Below are 19,759 nucleotides of genomic sequence, written 5' to 3' on the forward strand. Positions count from 1 at the left end.
CGCTGTTGCCAGCGGGGTTCTTCGAAATTTGTGTTCGGCGCTAAGGGATTAGCGCGAGTAGAACTCGACCACGAGATTCGGTTCCATCTGTACCGGATAAGGTACATCAGCGAAGCTTGGAACGCGGGAGTAAGTTGCGGTCATTTTTGCATGATCGGCGTCAACATAGTCCGGAACGTCACGCTCTGCAGACTGAACGGCCTCGAGAACCAGACCCATCTGCTTGGACTTTTCACGAACTTCAATCACATCGCCCGGGCGCACACGGTAGGACGGGATGTTAACCCGCTTGCCGTTGACCTTGATGTGGCCGTGGTTGATGAACTGACGAGCAGCAAAAACGGTTGGAACGAACTTGGCTCGGTAGATGATCGCGTCCAGACGACGCTCCAGCAGACCGATCAGGTTTTCAGACGTATCGCCCTTCATGCGGGACGCTTCGACATAAACCTTGTGGAACTGCTTTTCGGAAATGTTGCCGTAGTAGCCTTTCAGCTTCTGCTTTGCGCGGAGCTGGACACCGAAGTCAGACAGTTTGCCTTTGCGGCGCTGACCGTGCTGGCCTGGGCCATATTCACGCTTGTTGGCCGGGCTCTTCGGACGACCCCAGATGTTTTCGCCCATCCGGCGGTCGATTTTGTACTTAACGCTATGGCGCTTTGACATCGCGGTTTCCTTTGGTTAACGCGTTGTTTTTCTTCAAGGAAACGCGCCCTCCTTCTCCTTCAAAGACATTTGCATGCCTCGTCCGGTCGACAGAGCTTCAGCTGAACGGCGCCGGCTGAAAGGCTCACGGGTGCGTGCTCCGTTCAGGCCAAGACCCGAACAGATTGGCGGGTGATATTGAATGCGCTGCAAAATGTCAACCGAAGGAGCGGAAATTCGTCGGTTTTCCGGGAAAAATCAGATCTAATTTTTTGGGGCTGCAAGTGATAGCCCAAAACCCGCCAAAAGCCGTTTAAGAGATGCCGTGGACTGGCCAGAGGTAAAATGCGCTGTGTCCGGGACACTGACCGGCTCAAGATAAAGGTCATCCCCCAAAACCCGCACAACTTGGCGGGCAATTGCCCCGGCCGGATCGAGCCAATCGACCGGCCAGGGCGCAAGCTTTCGAAACCGGTTGGCCAGGAAGGGATAGTGCGTGCAGGCCAGCACGACAATATCCGTCCTCCGCCCGTCCTTTTCCAGAAAACAGGCGTCAATTTCCGCCTTCAAGGCTTCGTCGGATACCGGCTCACCTCTCAGCTCTTGCTCTGCATGGGCTGCCAGCGCATCAGAGCCAACAAGTCGTACGTGGCATTGAGTGGCGAAACTGTCGATCAGATTTTTGGTATAAGCGCGGCGTACGGTACCGGGCGTTGCCAAAACGGATACAAGACCGGACGCCGTGCGCTCTGCCGCCGGTTTGATCGCCGGAACCGTGCCAACAAAGGCATGGTCTGGTTGTGCAGCCCGCAGAGCTTCACCAGCAAGGGTGAAGGCTGTGTTGCACGCAATAACCGACGCCTTCGGCTGAAAACGCACCAACAACCCGTCAAACAATTGTAACAGGCGCTCTTTCAGCGGCGGCTCTTCCCAGTCGCCCAGCGGAAAACCGGCATCATCGGCCACATAGAGAATTGTCTCATAGGGGAGCAAGAGGCGCAGCTCGCGCAGAACCGTCAGGCCGCCAATTCCGGAATCAAAAATCAGAATTGGCTGCCGGTCTTGCATGGGTCTACGCCTCGTTGTCGTCTTTGTCTGACCTGCGCGGACGGGTTTCGCGCCGTTCCAGCGCCGCGATGACACCCCGCAGGGCCCGCACTTCCTGTTCGGTCAATTCTGCCTTTTGGAAAATATTGCGCAAGGTTCTGACCATATGAGGGCGGCGTTCTGGTGGGCGGAAAAAGGTTACCTCGTCCAGCGCGCTTTCCAGATGCTCAAACAAACGCACCACGTCTTCTTTGACGGCAGGAGGATGCAACTCTTCATCCAGGCGGAAGGGAAGAGCGCCAGCCGTTGCCGTTTTGCGCCATTCATAGGCACACACAAGAACAGCCTGAGCAATGTTCAGCGAGGCAAAGTCCGGATCGACCGGCAGGGTGACGATTTCATCGGCCAGCGCGACTTCCTCGTTGTTCAGCCCCCAGCGCTCTCGCCCAAAGATATAGCCTGTTGGAAGACCGGACACACCGCTTTGAACCACCTTTTGCGCCGCTTCATCCGGACTGCACACCGGCTTTGGCACTTCGCGAGAACGAGCTGTGGTGGCGAAAACAAAGGTCAAATCGGCGATCGCCGCTTCCAGGCTGTCGAATACCTGCACCTTGTCGATCACATGATCGGCCCGGCTGGCGGCGGCTCGCGCCTTTTCACTCGGCCATCCGTCGCGCGGATTGACAATCCGAAGGTCCACCCAGCCAAAATTAGCCATGGCCCGTGCCGCGGTACCGATGTTTTCGCCAAGCTGCGGCTCACACAAGATGACCGCGGGTGGCACGATGTCGGATAGACGGGCGGCGTCGTTGATTTTTGCATTCTTGCTCATGGGCCGGGATTTAGCGGATGCATCGACCGCTGAAAAGAGGTTTCCGGCCCCCTGACATCGCAATTCACGCAAACGAAACAGCTTTCCCTTGCACTCCCGACAAAAAAGGAGTTGTAAAAAGGCACAATACCTCACGCATTCCAATTTCAGCCATTTCACTGGAGGTCCGTTATGTCCGAAGCAGCACCCAGTCTCGAAGATTTCAAAGCCAAGGTTCAGGAAAACTGGATGTGGTTTCTACTCCTCGGCCTCGCACTTGTTCTGGGCGGTGTCATTCTGATCGCCGCGCCGCTGGCCTCGTCCATCGCCGTAACACTGCTGATCGCAGCGGTCTTTTTTGTTGGAGGCCTGTTCCAAGTCTATCACGCGTTCAAAACCAAGGCCTGGTCCGGCTTCCTGTGGAACCTAATCACGGGCATTGTCGCGCTGATCGGCGGCATCGTGATCTATGTGAACCCGCTGGCCGGCACCTTCGCCCTTACCGTCGTGATTGCCGCGATATTTGTTGCCCAAGGCGTCACCCAGCTGTTTCTGGCCTTCAAAATCAAGCCGCATGAGGGCTGGCATTGGGTGGCGATTGCTGGAGCTGTGTCGCTGATCGCAGGCGCCCTGATCTGGTTTGACCTTCCCGGCTCCGCTGTATGGGCATTGGGCCTGATCGCCGGTATTTCTGTTCTCACCAATGGCTGGAGCTATATCGTCCTTGCTCTGGCAGCTCGGGCCAGCAAAACGGCCTGAACCAGCTCTAAAACCGACATCCATGTCGTAATTTGGCCCTGCTGGATGCTTTCGGCAGGGCCTTTCTTGTTGTAAGCTTTTTCAAGACACGTTGCAGGAACGCCTTGCAAACTCAATGGGCCACGCATGACCGCAGTTGTTGGAAGAAATCAGGGATTGCCCCATGCGAAGGCCCACTGGTGGTGGCCACCGCCCCGTTTTGTGTGACGTTAGAACTCTGCTCTAATACACAAAACGGATCATATCTCATGACAAACCTTACCCTGCGCGATGATGCGCGGGCGCTTCACATCACCTTTGATACAGGTGAAAGCGCCACCTTCCCTGCCCTTTTTCTGCGCGACAACTGCCCGTCCGGGTTTCATCCACAAACGCTGGAACGCGAGTTCGATCTCACCAGCGTTGAGCCTGACATTGCAATCACCGAGGCAAGATTGGACGGCGCAGATGTGCTCCTCAGCTGGTCCAGTGGCGATGCGACAAGCTGTTTTTCGCTAACTTGGCTCAGCGCCAATGCCCCGGGTCGAGCTTTCGCCGATGCGGCCGCTGTTGCGCCAACGCTCTGGCATGGCGACATGACCAAGGAACAGCTCCCCACGGCCGCTGCCAGCAATCTGTTGTCCAGCGACGCGGCTTTACAGTCCTTTTTGACGGAAACAAAACGCACTGGTCTTGCCATCGTCAACGGCATGGCAGACGACGCGGACGCTGGAATGACGGTGGCCCGGCGCATCGGGTTTTTGAGAGAAACAAACTTCGGCATCACCTTTGAGGTCATGTCGAAGCCGGACCCGAACAACCTCGCCTACACGTCGCACGCCCTGCCCCTGCACACGGACCTTCCCAATCAGGAGCTTGCGCCGGGGTTTCAGTTTCTGCACTGCCTTGCCAATGAGGCCGAGGGCGGCGGCTCCACCTTTGCCGACGGCTTTGCCATTGCCGCCGGGTTGAAGGAACACGATCCGGAAGCCTTCGATCTCTTGGCGAGCGAACCCATCCCGTTCCGCTTTCAAGATGGCGACTATGACATTCGCAAACACCACACGGTGATCCAACTGGACCACACGGGCACTGTCTCGGAACTGCGGTTTAATGCACACATTGCGTCTGTATTCGACATGGATGCGAGCAAGATGGACGCCTATTACCGCGCTTATCGCAACTTGATGCAGATGACCCGTGATCCGAAATACGTCATGACCATGAAACTAAATGGCGGCGAAATGGTGATCTTCGACAATCGCCGTGCGCTGCATGGGCGGGCCGCTTTCGACCCCTCCACCGGCTTCCGCCACTTACGCGGCTGCTATGTGGACCGCGGCGAATTCGACAGCCGCATCCGCGTCCTCTCCCGCGGCCAAACTGCGGCCCAAGCGGCTTGATAATACAAGGTGTGAAGAACATCGTCGGCCCCGAAATGCCGGGGCCGAATTTATTTTCGCAAAAATTTTTAAAAAAAATCGCAGCACTGTCGATTGGGCCAGATGCCGATCGTCATGAACGTGAAAGGCACCTCTTTCACACACAACTCATGACGGAGAAAAGCAATGAATATTTATCTGACAGCCGCCAGCGTTCTGGTCGCCGGACTGGTGATAATCCCTTATCTGCTACCCTCGTCCAAGACAGTAACGCGCCAGGCCGTAATCGATGCGCCCTCGGACACCGTCTATGCCCTTGTATCCTCCAACGAAGGCTATCAGACCTTCAATCCCTACAAGGCGAAAGACCCGGACCTGAAGATCACATTGTCCGGCCCGGAGCACGGTGTTGGCTCCAGCTTTGCGTTTGATGGTAAGGAAGGCAAAGGCTCGCAGACCATTACCAGCCTGACTGAAAACAAGTCCGTTACCATGCAGATTGACCTAGGAGCCATGGGGCAGCCGATCTGCACGTTTGATCTAGAAGCAATTGGCGCTAATCAAACCCGTGTCACCTGGAGCACGCGCTCAGATTTTGGAATGACCCCAATTGGCCGCGTCTTTGGTCTCTTTCTGGATGGCATGCTTGGACCAGACTATGAACTGGGCTTGAAATTGCTGGGTAAAGCCGCAACAACAAACAGCTGAATATAAAGAATTTTTGGAGAAAAATCATGCGTTACACACTTTTCCTTTACAGCGACGAAACCGCCTTTGCAGACGCAACACCGGAAGACATGGATCAGGCCCTGCGTGTCTTTGGGGACTACATCAACCAGTTGAAAGAGGCGGGCGTCTTTGTCGACACGGAATGGCTTCAGCCATCTGCAACGGCCACTACAATCACCAAGGTTGGCGGGGAGCGGAAAATTCAGGACGGCCCTTATGCCGACACCAAGGAACAGCTCGGCGGCACATTCGTGATTGATGTTCCGGATTTGGATGCAGCCATGGCCTGGGCCGAAAAATGTCCAAACGTCCACTACGGGATTGTCGAAGTGCGCGCTACGGCCATGCCGGAAGGTGGCAACCCTTACGCAGGATGACACCCGTCAATCAACCAGAAGATCCGCGGGCAAAGGCGGCGCTTATTGCCCGCGAATCCTATGGACGACTGGTCGCCATTTTGGCCAGTCGCACCAGCGATATTGCGGCCGCTGAAGATGTTCTGGCCGATGCCTTTGCAAAGGCCATGGAAAAATGGCCGGTGGAAGGAATTCCCCAAAATCCCGAAGGCTGGTTAATCACGGTTGCCACAAACCGAGTGAAGGATATCGCCAAAAGCAGCCACTCTCGAACCTATGCCGGTTCACTGGAGGATGTGGATATGCCCCCTTCCGACAGCTCCGGACTGAACAATCTCAACCCGGACGAAATACCCGACGAACGCTTGCGCCTGATGTTCGCCTGTGCCCACCCGGCGCTGACTTCTTCCATCCACACGCCTTTAATGATGCAAACCGTACTTGGCTTTGAAGCAGCAGACATCGCGTCCGCTTATTTGATGCCGTCCGCCACGCTGGCCCAGCGCCTCGTCCGTGCCAAACGCAAGATCAAGGACGCAGGCATTCCCTTCACCCTGCCTGAGCGGGCAGACATGACACCCCGCCTCACCGCGGTTCTGGAGGCCGTCTACGGAGCCTATGCGCTGAACTGGGATCAGCAGGAACTCGACCGGACCAAAGACATAGCAAGCGAAGCCACCTATCTGGCCTCCGTTATTGCTGATCTTTTGCCGGAGGAACCCGAAGCCCTTGGTCTTGCCGCCCTTCTCGCTTTTTCGCTTGCCCGACGAATTGCTCGGCAAGACCAAAACAGTGACTTTGTCCCTTTGGAAGAACAAGACACAGCAAGATGGGATCGGATGTTGATCCGGCGCGGCAATGTATTGTTGGAACGCGCTGTCAAACTGGGAAGCCCTGCTCGCTTTCAGCTGGAAGCGCTGATCCAGTCTCTCCATATGAGCCGCGCAACCACCGGACAAACAGACTGGGCGCAAATCGTTCAAGTCTATGATGCTCTGATACAAATCGCCCCAACCACCGGCGCAGCCATTGCCCGAGCAGCTGCGTTGGGAAAAGCTCACGGCCCCGAAGCCGGTCTAAGGGCGCTCGACATCGTTCATCAATTGGCAAACGACGCCGATCTCAACCGCATGCAACCCTATTGGGCCACGAAATCGCATCTTTTGAGACAGGCCGGCAAAGCCTCAGACGCGCGGGAGGCGTATGAAAAGGCCATTTCACTGACCACGGATAGCGCTGTGCGCAGCTGGCTGGAAAAGGAAATGGGGCGCTAAGATCATGACAGAATGCAGAATCCAATACGACCCGCCCATTATTAACCCTACTCCACTCGTCATGCCCGACTTGATCGGGCATCCATTGAATTCCAGAACCGGTGAACTGGGCGCAATACCGCCGCTGGAACGCTAGAAAGCACACAGTTTAGTGCAAAGCGGAATGGCCCTATGGTTCTGGCGTCAGACCACTGTCACGATGACAAAAAATGTCTCGACTTGACCGCCACCCGACTTTATCAAATCGCTGTTTTTCTAATGTGTTCCGTCTTTGATCATTAAGCCAACCGAAGTATTTAAATTTGATTTGAACTGCCAACTTAGAAACTCCAAAATACTCAGAAAGACCAGAAAGCAATTGATTAAAAACAAATAGATTACACCGCTGATCATCTACATAAATAAACCCAAACCCTTTATCCCTTATATCCAATTCAGTTCTCAGTTCTTTCGTTTTTTCTGCAAATTGAGCGTTGGGCATTAATAAATGAGATGCGAAACTATTTGCTTGAAACTCGAGACGCTCGAAATTGAAGCTCTTTCTCGAGGGTTGGCCAACAATTAAATCATTCTCTAATACAGTCTCCGACCTAATATACTGGTCATGCCTTAAATAAAAATGCCCAATTTCATGAGCCAGCGTAAATCTTTCTCTATTTTTATTTTCATACAAAAAAATTTGTTTTATCCGGCGATCGAAATTTGCTGTCCCCAAAACCGACGCTCTATCTTCGCCTTGGTTTGGACCATTTTGAAAATCAACCATCAAGGAAAGTCGAGCGCAAAGATCCACAAGGTTTACTTTTCCGCTGTCATAGTTGGCAACCTTTAACGCATCATCCGCTGCGTTCCTGATTTCACTGTCGGCTACATACGGAAGGCTGATCTCTTTCGGTATTTGTGTCTGCTTTACAGAAAATATGTTTTCTGAATCAATGTCGGAAAACATGCTCGAAAGTGATCCATAGTACTTCCGAAGGTAATAACCTGAGAATTTAAGCGGCTTCGTCGCCCCATTATTTCCAGAAAACTGGGCTTTAACCAGAGAGGGCTCAGCACAAGCAGAGCCTTTGCGATCCAGAACAGTTTCAAATCCATTCCGATCGTACTTAATTATTCCAATGTTGTTATCATCTGCGACGTTCTTTGCCCCAGACTGCAGACTAGAAGAAACAACAAAAACACCTTTCACAGCTTTTCCAAAAAGACGACCAATCTTTTCACTAAAGTCATTCACATAGATCTCAGCAATGTTTCCATCATGATTTTTACATTCAAAGACTATCCGAATATGAGGGTCTTTCCTGCCCTTTTTAAAAACTTCAATAACAACGTCCAGATTTACGTTTGCTTTTCGAGCATTACAGTAATAGTTTTTCTTTTTATAAATTTCACACAGTTCTGGAGGATACACTCCAAAAACAAGCTCACCAGAATCCTTTTGTTCCAAAAGATAATCATAAAAATTATCTTCCAGCTCATTTCCTTTTTGAACCGTATTCACATCGACTCTCAAACCAAAAAATTTAAAGATTCAGTACAAATACAACCTCAAATTTGATCCATCTCCGCCAACAACACAATACCCCATCCCCAATTCCCCTGATTGTCATTTTTGCCCGGTTTGATAGAAAGTCGCGGCCAGACAAAGGTTGACTGGAAAAAGATTGCGTACAGTCGTATACAGCTTCGCGATTATGTCGGACGGGCTCTCGAGACACCCGCTTCGACGCCGACTCTGAACAGGGAAATGATTAGACATGGCCGACACCGCACGTCCTGACATCATCTACACCAAGGTGGATGAAGCGCCGCAACTGGCAAGCGCCTCGCTGCTGCCGATCATCCGCGCCTTTACCAAGGCTGCCGGGATCACCGTTGGCACCAAGGACATTTCGCTGGCTGGCCGCATTATCTCCCAGTTTCGGGAAATTTTGACCGACGCGCAGAAGCAGTCTGACGATTTGGCTGAGCTTGGCCAACTGGTGAAAGAGCCGGACGCCAATGTCATCAAGTTGCCAAACATTTCCGCCTCCCAGCCGCAGTTGAATGCCGCGATCAAGGAACTGCAAGAGCAAGGCTACAAGTTGCCAGATTATCCGGTGAATGCGACCACGGACGAGGAAAAGTCCATCAAGGCGCGCTACGACGCGATCAAGGGCTCGGCTGTGAACCCTGTCTTGCGCGAAGGCAACTCCGACCGCCGCGCACCGAAGGCCGTGAAGGAATACGCCAAGAAGAACCCGCATTCGATGGGTGAATGGCTCTCCACTTCCAAGACCCATGTTGCCACCATGGGCGAGAATGACTTCCGCTCCAACGAAAAGTCCGTCACCGTTTCTGCCGCTTCTGCTGGCACAGCCAAGATCGAGTTCGTTGGCAAGGATGGCGCAGCAACCGTTCTGAAAGGCGACTGGCCGCTGGAAGATGGTGACGTCATCGACGCCACCTACATGAGCGCCAAGGCCCTCTCCGCCTTTTTGGAAAAGGAAATCGCCAGCGCCAAGGAAGAAGGCATCCTCTTCTCCCTGCACATGAAGGCAACAATGATGAAGGTCTCCGACCCGATCATCTTCGGCCATTGCGTGAAAGCCTTCCTGACGGACGTCTTCGCCAAGCATGAGGCAACTTTCGCAGAGCTCGGCGTCAACCCGGATCTCGGCATTGGCGATCTGGAAGCCAAGGTCGCAACACTGCCTGCCGACAAGGCCGCGGAAATCACCGCCGACATCAAGGCCGCGCTCGATAACGGTCCGGCCATGTACATGGTGAACTCCGACAAGGGCATCACCAACCTGCATGTCTCCTCCGACGTCATCATCGACGCCTCCATGCCCGCCCTCATCCGCGCAGGCGGCAAGGGCTGGGGCCCGGACGGCAAGGAAGGCGACACCAAGTGCGTGATCCCGGATTCATCCTATGCCGGCGTTTATTCCGCTGTCATCGACCACTGCAAGGCCAACGGCGCACTGGACCCGTCCAAAATGGGCACCGTGCCGAATGTTGGCCTGATGGCGCAAAAGGCTGAGGAATACGGCTCGCACCCACAGACCTTCAAGGCCCCTGCTGATGGCACCATCCGCATTGTCGATGCCGCTGGCACAACCTTGATCGAGCATTCCGTTGAAGGTGGCGACATCTGGCGCGCCTGCCGCACCAAGGATGCCCCGATCCGCGACTGGGTGAAGCTGGGTGTAACCCGTGCCCGCCTCTCCGGCATGCCGGGGGTCTTCTGGCTGGACAAGTCCCGCGCCCATGATGCGGAGCTGATCAAGAAAGTTGAAGCCTATCTGCCGGAGCATGACACGTCCGGTCTCGACCTGCAGATCATGGCCCCGACGGAAGCGGCCAAGCACTCTACGGCGCGGATCGCACAGGGTCTCGACACGATCTCCATCACCGGCAACGTGCTGCGCGACTATCTGACCGATCTGTACCCGATCCTGGAAGTTGGCACCTCAGCCAAGATGCTCTCCATCGTGCCGTTGATGAATGGCGGCGGGCTGTTTGAAACCGGTGCCGGTGGCTCTGCCCCGAAACACGTTCAGCAGCTGATGGAAGAAAACTATCTGCGGTGGGATTCGCTGGGCGAGTTCTGCGCGCTCGGTGCGTCGCTGGAGCATCTGGCCAACGTCAAGGACAACGCCAAGGCGTCCGTTCTGGCCGAAACGCTGGATGCGGCGATTGAAAAACTGCTGGACGAAAACAAATCCCCAAGCCGCCGCGTTGGTGGTCTGGATAACCGTGGCAGCCACTTCTACATCGCGCTTTACTGGGCCCAAAATCTGGCTGCTCAGGACAAGGATGGCGATCTGAAGGCCCATTTTGCACCCATCGCCGAAACCCTCACCACCAACGAAGACAAGATCGTTGGTGAGTTGAACGGTGTTCAAGGTGCAGCTGTGGATCTGGCCGGTTACTACCGCACAGACGACGCAAAAACTGCAACAGCCATGCGCCCAAGCGCAACGCTGAACGAAGTCATCGGCTGATCATCAGGCAGCTGGTACGAATTGAAAGGGCGGCCCACATGGCCGCCTTTTCTAAATGGTTCTGAGCCCCAGTTCTGATCGCTTCACTTAAACGACGCTCATGAGCCAATCACGAACTTTGGCTTGCGCACTTCCAGATTCAATTCGATCTATGGACAAAAGAACATATTCAGACCCGTCTTTCACAAAACCAAGCGGGGCCGAAAGCAGGCCGTTGTTAATATCATCCTGCACTTGCCGTTTTGGACCAAGAGCAACGCCCAGCCCTGCGAAAGCTGCTTGCAAGCTGAAATAAAAATGTTCAAACACCTGCCCGTGCTGACACGAAACTGGATTACCTGTCATCCCGCTCCAGGTCGCCCAAGCATCTGACCGGGATTTGGTATGAAGACGCGGCGCATCTGATCGCACCTGGCCCCTTTCAAAAAATCGATCCACCAAATCAGAACGACAAACTGGAGCCACTTCTTCGGAAAACAGCGGAACCTGATTCAGCTTATCTGGGATTGCGAAGTCATTGCGCCGTATAGCGAGGTCAATTCCTTGTCCCAAGTTCACAGGCCCACCGCCCGCCACCAGCTGCAAATCAAAACCGGGGCATAGCCCTGAAAATGCAGAAACTCGCGGTATCAACCAACGCATCAATAAAGTCGGTTCGCAGGAAAGTACGACACGAGAAGTCGGTAAACGAGATCTGATATTGGCAATAGCTTGATCAATCCGCCCAAATCCTTCCTCAACCGCATTTAACAACTCTCGTCCATCATCTGTTAGAAAAACACGCCGGCTACGCCGTTCGAAAAGAGCAACGCCCAGATCTTCCTCCAACAGCCGAACTGACCGGCTGATCGCTCCGTGCGTAAGGCTTAGAGCGTCTGCAGCCTTACTGAAGCTCTCCAGCGAAGCTGCTGCACGAAAACAATTCAAAGACGGCAAGGAGGTGATTGGCTGACGCATATGTCAGTTTTAATCACATGTTCTGTCAAAAGTCATCGTTAGTGGATCAATTCATGAACGGTTATGTAACCCTAGAAAATGAGGGACATAACAATATGACCGAATGGCTAGCAGTCGTTACAATTACAATCTTCGCCGTTATCAGCCCCGGACCTGACTTTGCAATGGTTTCCCGCAACGCGCTTTTGGTGGAAAGGCGCGTGGGGCTTTTGACTGCGCTCGGGATTTCACAAGGTGTGTTTGTCCATGTTGGATACACCTTGCTCGGTATCGGGCTGCTGATCAAACAATCTCCCGCCCTTTACGAGATATTGAAACTCGTAGGGGCGGCTTATCTCATTTGGCTCGGCGTGCGGATGCTCCAATCAAGCCCGTACCCATCCCATTTAGAGGAAGACAAGCCAGTTTATAAAAACTGGAAAGCGCTGCGAATAGGCTTCCTGACCAACGCATTAAATCCGAAGACGACCATCTTTGTGGTCAGCTTGTTTTTGCAAGTGGTGAATCCCAAAACACCTTTGACAATGCAGATCGCTTACGGTGCCTTCATAGCTGGAGCCCATTTGGTCTGGTTTGCACTTGTTGCACTTTTCTTTTCTCATCCAAAAATCCAGCAAAACCTTCTGGCAAGCCGCAAGTGGATCGATCGGGCCTTTGGCATTGCGCTAATAGGCTTTGGCATAGGTCTGGCGTTTGCCAATAAATAGCCAAAAGCCACCTTCTCACTATTCCCAGTGTTGGAGAGATCACACACCAAACCTTCACAGCCGATCCCGTTTTCGTGAAGCCTGATGTAATTTGCCGCAGCGTGACTTATCTCCCGATCTCTTCACAAACATCTTTGGGGTTTTTGAAATGCAATTCGGCATTCTAGGTCATGTTGCACCGGAGCTGGGCCTCTCCGATTGGATTGATGGAAATGGCAAAACGAAGCCTTTCAGCTTGTCTGATCATGAGGGCAAGGTGCGCATCCTCTATTTCTTTCAAGCTTGGTGCCCCAGCTGTCACAGCAACGGCTTCCCGGTTTTGAAAGAGCTTTTGGAGCATTATCAAGGTAACCCCGATGTGGTTTTTGCTTCCGTTCAGAGCGTCTTTGAAGGTTTTGGGGCCAATGGTCCGGAACGGCGACAGGAGATGCTGGAGGACTACGATATCGATTTGCCGATTGCGCAGGACGAAGGACAGCGTCCGGACACGATCAAATCCTATCGTACCGGCGGAACGCCTTGGTTCGTGGTGATCTCACGTGATGGGCGCGTTGCTCACAATGACTATCGGCTCGGTGTCAGAGCCGGGGTAAAATTGATCGACAGCCTGCTGGATGGCTCAGCATCCGTTCCCTCCCCGCGCGATGATCGCGTGTTGCATGACGAAAAACGTCAAACTTACCATGTCGAGTTTGCAGGTGGTGGAACCGGACGCATTGAGTATCGCCGCGATGGCCATATCCTGCACCTGCTCCACTCCGAAGTCCCTGCCTCAATGCGTGGCAAAGGCTTGGGCGGACGCTTGATGGAACGCGTCTTGGAACAAGTGGAGGCAGACAAACGTAAAGTCCGTCCGGTGTGTTCCTATACAGCCGCTTATTTGAACAGATACAAGCGATGGGCACATCTATTGGCCTGACATGTGCGGACATCAAAACCAAAAGGGCGGCCAATCGGCCGCCCTTTCTCAATTCAAAAAGTGCTCTACTCAAGCTGCAGCGCGGTGCAGGCGGTTGGTAAAGAGCGGGCTGTCCGCCAAGGGTGCAAGGGTCTTCGCACCGGCCAGGACAGCAAGGTCCAGAAGCGGCTCGCCCAGAACAACCAGCATATAGGCTGCACCAAAAGTGCTGACCGACACCATGTTCTCCGCACCGAACCCCTGGCCGTAGAACGCCCAGAAAGCAACCCAGGCCACAATACCGCCCTGATAGGTGGTCGAAAGCGCCAGAGCCTGTGCGTAGGATAAGTCCTTGTAGGCTGTCTTGGTCGGGATGATCTTGTTCGCCAGCAGGCTGACCGCATAGAGCGGAACAATAAGTGTGGTGAGGTTGATGCCATATTGCGGCAGATCGAACGGAGCCACAACCACCCCTTGCAGCAGAAGCCCGAGCGCAAGTCCGACAGCTGCCGGGCCCGCGCCCAAAACAAGAAACAGCGTCGAGCCGAGAATGAAGTGAACTTCCGAGACACCCACCGGATAGTGCGGCAGTAGTTCAAAGAACGAAAAGACCAGCGCCGTCGCAATCACACTGCGCGCTGTCAGACCAACAATACCACCATCCTGGCGGAAGGTGTCGAGAAACATTTTGCCAATCAAGCCAGCAGAAACAGCCGCTGTTCCGTAAGACAGCGCCATCTTTGCACCATCGACGATACCCGGTTCAATATGCATTTTATTACTCCTTAGCGCACCCACCGTGCGCGAAGTCATTTCAGATTGCCTTCAGAGAAAAGGCGTCGTGTACGGCAGGTCTCCTGGCTCACGGGTCTTTGCTTTGTCCGCCTTCCCGACCAGATGGTCAGTGGCATGAAGGGCATTGCTTTCCGCTGACAGTTGCGGGGGCAGCCACGGATTTGGTCCCTTTTGGGTACGCCTCACCGTGTTCCCATTTAATCCGCCGACACGTTTGCTTGGCGGAACCGTAGCGTGATCCTTGCAAGTTTTTAAAACTGCTTGCAAGGCAGAATCTGCAAAGCTGTATGCTGGCCTTCTTTCAATTGCCTACAATAGTACAGCTACCGTTCTAACTGATCACGAGGTCGACGTGATGGGGCAAAATCGCACGAGCGCCATCACGGATCATCTGGTTTTCAATCACCCGTCGATATCTCCGCAAACGGTCCTCGGGAAGAGACCGGCTGTCGGCATGCAGGAAGAAATCGAGAAAACGATAACTCCCCTCACTCTCCGGGTTTTCCTGATATGCGGTGAGATCGATTTCGGCCTTGAGGGTGCCAACTGTATACTCTTGCCCCAGTTCCGACAGCAGTTGGCGGTACTCCGCCGACATGACCGGATCAAAGCCGCGCTCCGGACGAGTTGTATCCTTGAAAAGCTCGTTCTGCGGTGTGTTAGACGACACCATTGTCATCAATTTCCCTTCAGGCGCCAACATCTCCATAGCCTTGGAAATCATCGGCCTGACATCTGAAGAATAGTAAGTGACGTGAACTGCTATTATGACATCAAAGGTTCCGGCATATTCCGGGCCGAGATCTTCAAATATCCCCTCGCGTAGTTCATAGTTTTCAATACCAGCAGCTGAAAATCGCCTGCGCGCCATGTCCAGTTCAAATTTGTTGGGATCAACGCCCAGATACTCAACTTCGACATGCTCTTGAAGCAATGCAACAAGCGGTGCATCGAGGATACCGGTCCCCGGCCCTATACTGGCGAGCCGCAACCGCTTTAGATCGCAGCAGCGAACTTCCAAAAGGATCATTTCAACCAGGGCCCTTTCCATCAAATGCCCCTGATCTGTGATGTGACGTCGGAAGTTGAGATGGACATCCATGTAATGTTGGCTCTGGAAATCCAGTGTGATTGATCGCTCACAAATATCGGTGTTCACAGCCTTTTAGGCTCCGGACCAAGTTATCCCGAAGCTCCTTTGTTCATGACATTTTGATTGAGCGCGCGTCCCGTTCGGACGGAAAACTGGCAGTTTGAAGGAGAATTAAGAAATCGGTTCTGTAGATAATTTTGATAGGCTCAGATGATCACACAGAACTCCTGCCCATAACTCTCGAACTTGGGTACACAGCCTATAGTTTTCCGATTGCGAGCCATCACAACCTTGAATCCAAATTAAAATGCGGTCAGGTTGCCGACGCTTGGTTTTCTGACAGATTTGCGGATTTTGTAATGCCCATTGAGATCGATGCTTTTGCCGCCCTGACAATTGGAATTGTCGTCTACCTGTTTGGAATGCACCTCAATCAACGGGTTGCATTTCTTCGGGAGTTCTCCATTCCCGAACCTGTCAGTAGTGGCCTGCTCACCGCATTCATCATCTTGTGCATCGTTCTCATCACTGGCAGGCAGGTGTCCTTTGACTTGGCAGCCCGTGACGTTCTGCTCGTCTACTTTTTCACGACAGTCGGCCTCAACGCTCGCTTTGCCGATCTCGTCAAGGGAGGGCCTCTTCTTGGTATTTTGCTGGTCCTCACCCTTTTGTGCATGGGCCTGCAAAACCTCGTTGGTATGGTCAACGCGCTGCTCTGGGGGCTACCTGCTGAAGCCGGAGTAATGCTGGGCACCGCTTCCCTGATCGGCGGACACGGAACAGCCATTGCCTGGGGCCCGGTGCTTGAGAACGAATACGGAGTGGTTGGCGCAGCAGAATTGGGCATTGCCACAGCCACGATGGGCTTGATTATCGCCAGTTTGCTGGGTGGGCCAATTGCTCGCTTTCTCATTGAACGCAAGAATTTAAGCCCGGACGACGACAAGACCGCCGATGAAAAGCCGAGCGAAACAGTCAAAACGGCACAAGACCCGATCACCAACCCCGGCGTTCTCCGCTCGATCCTCTGGATTCATATCGCCATCGCGATTGGCTACACCGTGCATGGGATTATTCAGGAAGCTGGCATATTGTTGCCCTTGTTCGTGCCATGCCTGTTGGCCGGAATAGTTCTTTCCAACACACTGCCGAGCATCCTCTCCGGTGTTGAGTGGCCGGCGCGGTCAGCCTCAATGGCACTTATTCAGGAGTTCAGCCTCAGTGTGTTCCTGGCAATGTCCCTCATGAGCATGCAGCTCTGGACACTTGCCTCCAGCGCAGGGGTGCTCACCACAACAATCCTGTCACAAGCCTTTGTCGCAACGTTCTTCATTGTTTTCATCGTGTTCCGACTGATGGGCAGCAACTATTTTGCAGGGGCCCTGTCAGCTGGCTTTGCGGGTTTTGCCCTTGGCGCCACTCCAACGGCTATTGCCAACATGACAGCCGTCACCCAGCGCTACGGCCCCTCTCCGCTGGCGTTTATCGTCCTGCCACTGGTCTCTGCGTTCTTCGTCGACCTTGCCAATGCAGCAATGATTCAGTGGTTCTTGAGCCTTTAAGGCTCCTTCGGATCACTCAACGTTTGCCGCTTGAGTGATCCCGAACCCATTGCAGATAGCTGTCGCTGCCATTGGGAATCGGCAAGACATAAATCGCGGGTTCATCGTAGCCGTGGTGGGTCTGGATGATCTTCTCGACTTGATCATAAGACTCATCTGTCGTTTTGAGCATTAGCCGGATCTCGCACTCTTCCTGAACGCTTCCGTCCCAAAAGAAACAGCTTTCGATTTCATCCAAATGCGCGCAGGCCACCACTCCAGCCTCGACACAAGCTCGCGCAATAGCCTTGGCTTCCTCGCGGGTTTCGGTTGTGGTGCATACGCTTATGATCATTCCTTCAAGTTCCCCTGTGATCCTGGCAACGTTTTTCTATCTCAGCCATAAACTGTCAAACCAAGTCTCAAAAACAAAAACAGCGCCCCAACTTAGCCGGGACGCTGTAATATTAGGACAAGCCTTAAAGCTTAGTCGACCAGATCAAACCGGTCTGCATTCATGACCTTGGCCCAAGCAGCCACGAAATCATTGACGAACTTGTCGCCCGCATCGTCGCTTGCATAGACTTCAGACAAAGCCCGCAGTTCAGAGTTGGAGCCGAAGACCAGATCAACACGTGTACCGGTCCACTTGATTTCACCAGATGCACGATCACGGCCTTCAAAGACATCTTCGCCTTCGGACACTGGCTTCCATTCGGTCGCCATGTCCAGCAGATTGACAAAGAAGTCATTGGTCAGCTGGCCCGGACGGTTCGTCAAAACGCCGTGCTTGGAGCCGTCCCAGTTCGCGTCAAGGACGCGCATGCCACCGACCAAAGCCGTCATTTCCGGTGCAGTCAGTGTCAGCAGATGTGCCTTGTCGACGAGCAGCTCTTCAGCCCGCAGGGTGTACTTGGTCTTCTCGTAGTTCCGGAAACCATCAGCTTGTGGCTCCAGAACGTCGAAGGACTCAGCGTCCGTCTGCTCGGCAGTCGCATCACCACGACCCGCAGAGAACGGAACAGTCACGTCATGACCGGCGTCCTTTGCAGCCTTTTCAATCGCGGCGTTCCCGCCGAGAACAATCAGGTCAGCCAGCGAGACCTGCTTGCCGCCGGACTGAGCGCCGTTGAAGTCGGACTGAATGCCTTCCAGAACACCGAGCACTTTGGCCAGCTGGGCCGGATTATTGACCTGCCAATCCTTCTGCGGAGCAAGACGAACACGTGCGCCATTGGCACCACCACGCATGTCGGAACCACGATAGGTAGAGGCAGACGCCCAAGCAGTCAAAACCAGTTCCTGAACGGAAAGACCAGATGCAAGGATCTTGGCTTTCAGGTCTGCGGCATCCTGATCATTGACCAGCTCATGATTGGCTTCCGGGATCGGGTCCTGCCAGATCAGGTCTTCACTTGGAACCAGAGAGCCAAGATAGCGAGACTTCGGCCCCATATCACGGTGGGTCAGCTTGAACCATGCCCGCGCAAAAGCTTCCTGGAACTCAGCCGGGTTGGCATGGAACCGACGGGAGATCTTCTCATAGGCAGGGTCCATGCGCATGGCCATATCGGCCGTGGTCATCATGATCTTTACCTTGCCATTGCCGTCGGCAGCCGGGGCGTGATCCTCATCCTTCAGGTCTTTTGGCTCCCACTGCCATGCGCCAGCCGGGCTCTTTGTCAGTTCCCACTCATAGCCGAAGAGAACGTCAAAATAGCCGTTGTCCCAGGCAATCGGGTTCGGGGTCCAAGCGCCTTCGATACCGCTGGTGATGGCATCAATGCCCTTGCCGCTCTTATGCGTGCTAAGCCATCCCAAGCCTTGTGCTTCGAGCGGCGCACCTTCAGGTTCCACGCCAACTTGAGACGCATCGCCAGCACCGTGTGCTTTGCCGAAGGTGTGACCGCCAGCAGTCAGCGCAACGGTTTCTTCGTCATTCATCGCCATACGAGCGAAGGTTTCACGAATATCACGGCCAGAGGCGACCGGATCCGGCTTTCCGTCCGGGCCTTCCGGGTTCACGTAAATGAGACCCATCTGCACGGCGGCCAGCGGGTTTTCCAGTTTGGTAGCGCCGAAGTCACCACCCTCAAGATCGCGAGCACCTTCATAGCGGCTATTCGGGTTGTCACTGCCGATCAACCACTCGGTTTCAGAACCCCAGTAGATGTCTTCTTCCGGCTCCCATATGTCCGCGCGGCCGCCTGCAAACCCGAACGTTTTACCGCCCATGGATTCAATGGCGGCATTCCCGGCCAAGATCATAAGATCGGCCCAGGAGAGCTTACGGCCATATTTCTTCTTGATCGGCCACAAAAGACGACGCGCCTTGTCGAGGTTGCCGTTGTCCGGCCAGCTGTTGAGCGGGGCAAACCGCTGGCTGCCCGTACCGCCGCCGCCACGGCCATCTGCGGTCCGATAAGTTCCGGCGCTGTGCCAGGCCATACGGATGAACAACCCGCCATAGTGACCATAATCTGCCGGCCACCAATCCTGCGAATCTGTCATCAGCGCGTAAAGGTCCTTCCGGACAGCTTCCAGATCGAGAGATTTGAACTCTTCACGATAATTGAAGCTGGCTTCCATCGGATCCACCAGCGCTGAGTTCTGGCGCAAGATGCGCAGATTCAGCTGTTTCGGCCACCAGTCACGGTTGGTTACCTGAATTTTGCCACCAAACGGGCAAACACCACCTTTTTCGCTGCTCGGCGCGTCCATTACACTCTCCCAATAAGAACTAAAGCAGGTCGAAACTGACCTTATACGAAACTGTTTTCCCGATAGCGGG

General features: G+C 53.9%; 18 protein-coding genes and 1 riboswitch. Of the genes, 9 read left to right on the plus strand and 9 right to left on the minus strand.

Translation table 11 applies throughout. The annotated features are described in order from the left end of the window. Positions 1-48: 48 nt before the first annotated feature. The 3 genes from rpsD to TRICHSKD4_RS19020 form a co-directional block, all read right to left on the minus strand. The gene (gene rpsD, locus TRICHSKD4_RS19010; RefSeq protein ID WP_009468547.1) at positions 49-666 is read right to left on the minus strand and encodes a 30S ribosomal protein S4; all 618 of its coding nucleotides are present in this window, start codon (positions 664-666) and stop codon (positions 49-51) included. Between the two features lie 243 nt (positions 667-909). Continuing rightward, positions 910-1,713, minus strand: coding sequence for a glutamate racemase (gene murI, locus TRICHSKD4_RS19015; RefSeq protein WP_009468548.1), 804 nt, complete (start codon positions 1,711-1,713; stop codon positions 910-912). 4 nt (positions 1,714-1,717) lie between these two features. Further along, on the minus strand, positions 1,718-2,527 hold the full coding sequence (locus TRICHSKD4_RS19020) for an RNA methyltransferase (RefSeq protein WP_040617110.1): 810 nt from the start codon (positions 2,525-2,527) through the stop codon (positions 1,718-1,720). A gap of 171 nt (positions 2,528-2,698) precedes the next feature. On the opposite strand from TRICHSKD4_RS19020, the gene TRICHSKD4_RS19025 reads away from it, so the two are divergent. The 5 genes from TRICHSKD4_RS19025 (at position 2,699) to TRICHSKD4_RS19045 (ending at position 6,985) form a co-directional block, all read left to right on the plus strand. Next, the gene (locus tag TRICHSKD4_RS19025; protein ID WP_009468550.1) at positions 2,699-3,265 is read left to right on the plus strand and encodes an HdeD family acid-resistance protein; all 567 of its coding nucleotides are present in this window, start codon (positions 2,699-2,701) and stop codon (positions 3,263-3,265) included. 248 nt (positions 3,266-3,513) lie between these two features. Then, positions 3,514-4,647, plus strand: a complete 1,134-nt coding sequence (locus TRICHSKD4_RS19030) for a TauD/TfdA family dioxygenase (RefSeq protein ID WP_009468552.1) — start codon at positions 3,514-3,516, stop codon at positions 4,645-4,647. Positions 4,648-4,812: 165 nt separating this feature from the next. Further along, the gene (locus TRICHSKD4_RS19035) at positions 4,813-5,334 is read left to right on the plus strand and encodes an SRPBCC family protein (protein ID WP_009468553.1); all 522 of its coding nucleotides are present in this window, start codon (positions 4,813-4,815) and stop codon (positions 5,332-5,334) included. 26 nt (positions 5,335-5,360) lie between these two features. Beyond that, positions 5,361-5,732, plus strand: coding sequence for a YciI family protein (locus TRICHSKD4_RS19040; RefSeq protein ID WP_009468554.1), 372 nt, complete (start codon positions 5,361-5,363; stop codon positions 5,730-5,732). Beyond that, positions 5,729-6,985, plus strand: a complete 1,257-nt coding sequence (locus TRICHSKD4_RS19045) for an RNA polymerase sigma factor (RefSeq protein WP_009468555.1) — start codon at positions 5,729-5,731, stop codon at positions 6,983-6,985. Before TRICHSKD4_RS19040 ends, TRICHSKD4_RS19045 begins: the two co-directional genes overlap by 4 nt. 169 nt (positions 6,986-7,154) lie before the next feature. Here the strand turns inward: TRICHSKD4_RS19045 and TRICHSKD4_RS19050 are convergent, their stop codons facing one another. Further along, positions 7,155-8,489, minus strand: coding sequence for an ImmA/IrrE family metallo-endopeptidase (locus TRICHSKD4_RS19050; RefSeq protein WP_009468556.1), 1,335 nt, complete (start codon positions 8,487-8,489; stop codon positions 7,155-7,157). 256 nt (positions 8,490-8,745) lie between these two features. Between TRICHSKD4_RS19050 and TRICHSKD4_RS19055 the strand changes: the two genes are divergently transcribed. Beyond that, positions 8,746-10,977, plus strand: coding sequence for an NADP-dependent isocitrate dehydrogenase (locus tag TRICHSKD4_RS19055; protein ID WP_009468557.1), 2,232 nt, complete (start codon positions 8,746-8,748; stop codon positions 10,975-10,977). Between the two features lie 87 nt (positions 10,978-11,064). Here TRICHSKD4_RS19055 and TRICHSKD4_RS19060 read toward each other — a convergent pair whose 3' ends face one another. Next, a complete protein-coding gene (locus tag TRICHSKD4_RS19060) occupies positions 11,065-11,934 on the minus strand; it encodes a LysR family transcriptional regulator (protein ID WP_009468558.1) in 870 nt (289 codons plus the stop codon). Here TRICHSKD4_RS19060 and TRICHSKD4_RS19065 point away from each other — a divergent pair. Further along, the gene (locus TRICHSKD4_RS19065; protein ID WP_247642834.1) at positions 11,922-12,641 is read left to right on the plus strand and encodes a LysE family translocator; all 720 of its coding nucleotides are present in this window, start codon (positions 11,922-11,924) and stop codon (positions 12,639-12,641) included. The genes TRICHSKD4_RS19060 and TRICHSKD4_RS19065 overlap by 13 nt on opposite strands. A gap of 148 nt (positions 12,642-12,789) precedes the next feature. Further along, on the plus strand, positions 12,790-13,560 hold the full coding sequence (locus TRICHSKD4_RS28410; RefSeq protein WP_139052203.1) for an N-acetyltransferase: 771 nt from the start codon (positions 12,790-12,792) through the stop codon (positions 13,558-13,560). 69 nt (positions 13,561-13,629) lie between these two features. Here the strand turns inward: TRICHSKD4_RS28410 and TRICHSKD4_RS19075 are convergent, their stop codons facing one another. Both TRICHSKD4_RS19075 and TRICHSKD4_RS19080 read right to left on the minus strand, forming a co-directional pair. Then, positions 13,630-14,313, minus strand: a complete 684-nt coding sequence (locus TRICHSKD4_RS19075; RefSeq protein WP_009468562.1) for an energy-coupling factor ABC transporter permease — start codon at positions 14,311-14,313, stop codon at positions 13,630-13,632. Positions 14,314-14,368: 55 nt separating this feature from the next. Beyond that, positions 14,369-14,581: riboswitch (cobalamin riboswitch) on the minus strand. An 84-nt stretch (positions 14,582-14,665) separates the two neighbouring features. Next, positions 14,666-15,493 carry a class I SAM-dependent methyltransferase gene (locus TRICHSKD4_RS19080; protein WP_009468564.1) on the minus strand — a complete coding sequence of 276 codons (828 nt, stop codon included), beginning with the start codon at positions 15,491-15,493 and terminating at the stop codon, positions 14,666-14,668. Between the two features lie 293 nt (positions 15,494-15,786). Between TRICHSKD4_RS19080 and gltS the strand changes: the two genes are divergently transcribed. Continuing rightward, the gene (gene gltS / locus TRICHSKD4_RS19085; protein WP_009468565.1) at positions 15,787-16,989 is read left to right on the plus strand and encodes a sodium/glutamate symporter; all 1,203 of its coding nucleotides are present in this window, start codon (positions 15,787-15,789) and stop codon (positions 16,987-16,989) included. 16 nt (positions 16,990-17,005) lie between these two features. Here the strand turns inward: gltS and cutA are convergent, their stop codons facing one another. Further along, on the minus strand, positions 17,006-17,323 hold the full coding sequence (gene cutA, locus TRICHSKD4_RS19090) for a divalent-cation tolerance protein CutA (RefSeq protein WP_009468566.1): 318 nt from the start codon (positions 17,321-17,323) through the stop codon (positions 17,006-17,008). Positions 17,324-17,454: 131 nt separating this feature from the next. Next, complete coding sequence (katG, locus tag TRICHSKD4_RS19095; protein WP_009468567.1) at positions 17,455-19,689, minus strand: catalase/peroxidase HPI; 2,235 nt, start codon at positions 19,687-19,689, stop codon at positions 17,455-17,457. Between the last annotated feature and the right edge of the window lie 70 nt (positions 19,690-19,759).

The sequence above is a fragment of the Roseibium sp. TrichSKD4 genome (assembly GCF_000148725.1).
Lineage (GTDB): Bacteria > Pseudomonadota > Alphaproteobacteria > Rhizobiales > Stappiaceae > Roseibium.

What these genes read in the sequence shown, in the direction of transcription:
- rpsD (WP_009468547.1), bottom strand. Translation starts at nt 666, where the DNA reads ATGTCAAAGCGCCATAGCGTTAAGTACAAAATCGACCGCCGGATGGGC.
- murI (WP_009468548.1), bottom strand. Translation starts at nt 1,713, where the DNA reads ATGCAAGACCGGCAGCCAATTCTGATTTTTGATTCCGGAATTGGCGGC.
- TRICHSKD4_RS19020 (WP_040617110.1), bottom strand. Translation starts at nt 2,527, where the DNA reads ATGAGCAAGAATGCAAAAATCAACGACGCCGCCCGTCTATCCGACATC.
- TRICHSKD4_RS19025 (WP_009468550.1), top strand. Translation starts at nt 2,699, where the DNA reads ATGTCCGAAGCAGCACCCAGTCTCGAAGATTTCAAAGCCAAGGTTCAG.
- TRICHSKD4_RS19030 (WP_009468552.1), top strand. Translation starts at nt 3,514, where the DNA reads ATGACAAACCTTACCCTGCGCGATGATGCGCGGGCGCTTCACATCACC.
- TRICHSKD4_RS19035 (WP_009468553.1), top strand. Translation starts at nt 4,813, where the DNA reads ATGAATATTTATCTGACAGCCGCCAGCGTTCTGGTCGCCGGACTGGTG.
- TRICHSKD4_RS19040 (WP_009468554.1), top strand. Translation starts at nt 5,361, where the DNA reads ATGCGTTACACACTTTTCCTTTACAGCGACGAAACCGCCTTTGCAGAC.
- TRICHSKD4_RS19045 (WP_009468555.1), top strand. Translation starts at nt 5,729, where the DNA reads ATGACACCCGTCAATCAACCAGAAGATCCGCGGGCAAAGGCGGCGCTT.
- TRICHSKD4_RS19055 (WP_009468557.1), top strand. Translation starts at nt 8,746, where the DNA reads ATGGCCGACACCGCACGTCCTGACATCATCTACACCAAGGTGGATGAA.
- TRICHSKD4_RS19060 (WP_009468558.1), bottom strand. Translation starts at nt 11,934, where the DNA reads ATGCGTCAGCCAATCACCTCCTTGCCGTCTTTGAATTGTTTTCGTGCA.
- TRICHSKD4_RS28410 (WP_139052203.1), top strand. Translation starts at nt 12,790, where the DNA reads ATGCAATTCGGCATTCTAGGTCATGTTGCACCGGAGCTGGGCCTCTCC.
- TRICHSKD4_RS19075 (WP_009468562.1), bottom strand. Translation starts at nt 14,313, where the DNA reads ATGCATATTGAACCGGGTATCGTCGATGGTGCAAAGATGGCGCTGTCT.
- gltS (WP_009468565.1), top strand. Translation starts at nt 15,787, where the DNA reads ATGCCCATTGAGATCGATGCTTTTGCCGCCCTGACAATTGGAATTGTC.
- cutA (WP_009468566.1), bottom strand. Translation starts at nt 17,323, where the DNA reads ATGATCATAAGCGTATGCACCACAACCGAAACCCGCGAGGAAGCCAAG.
- katG (WP_009468567.1), bottom strand. Translation starts at nt 19,689, where the DNA reads ATGGACGCGCCGAGCAGCGAAAAAGGTGGTGTTTGCCCGTTTGGTGGC.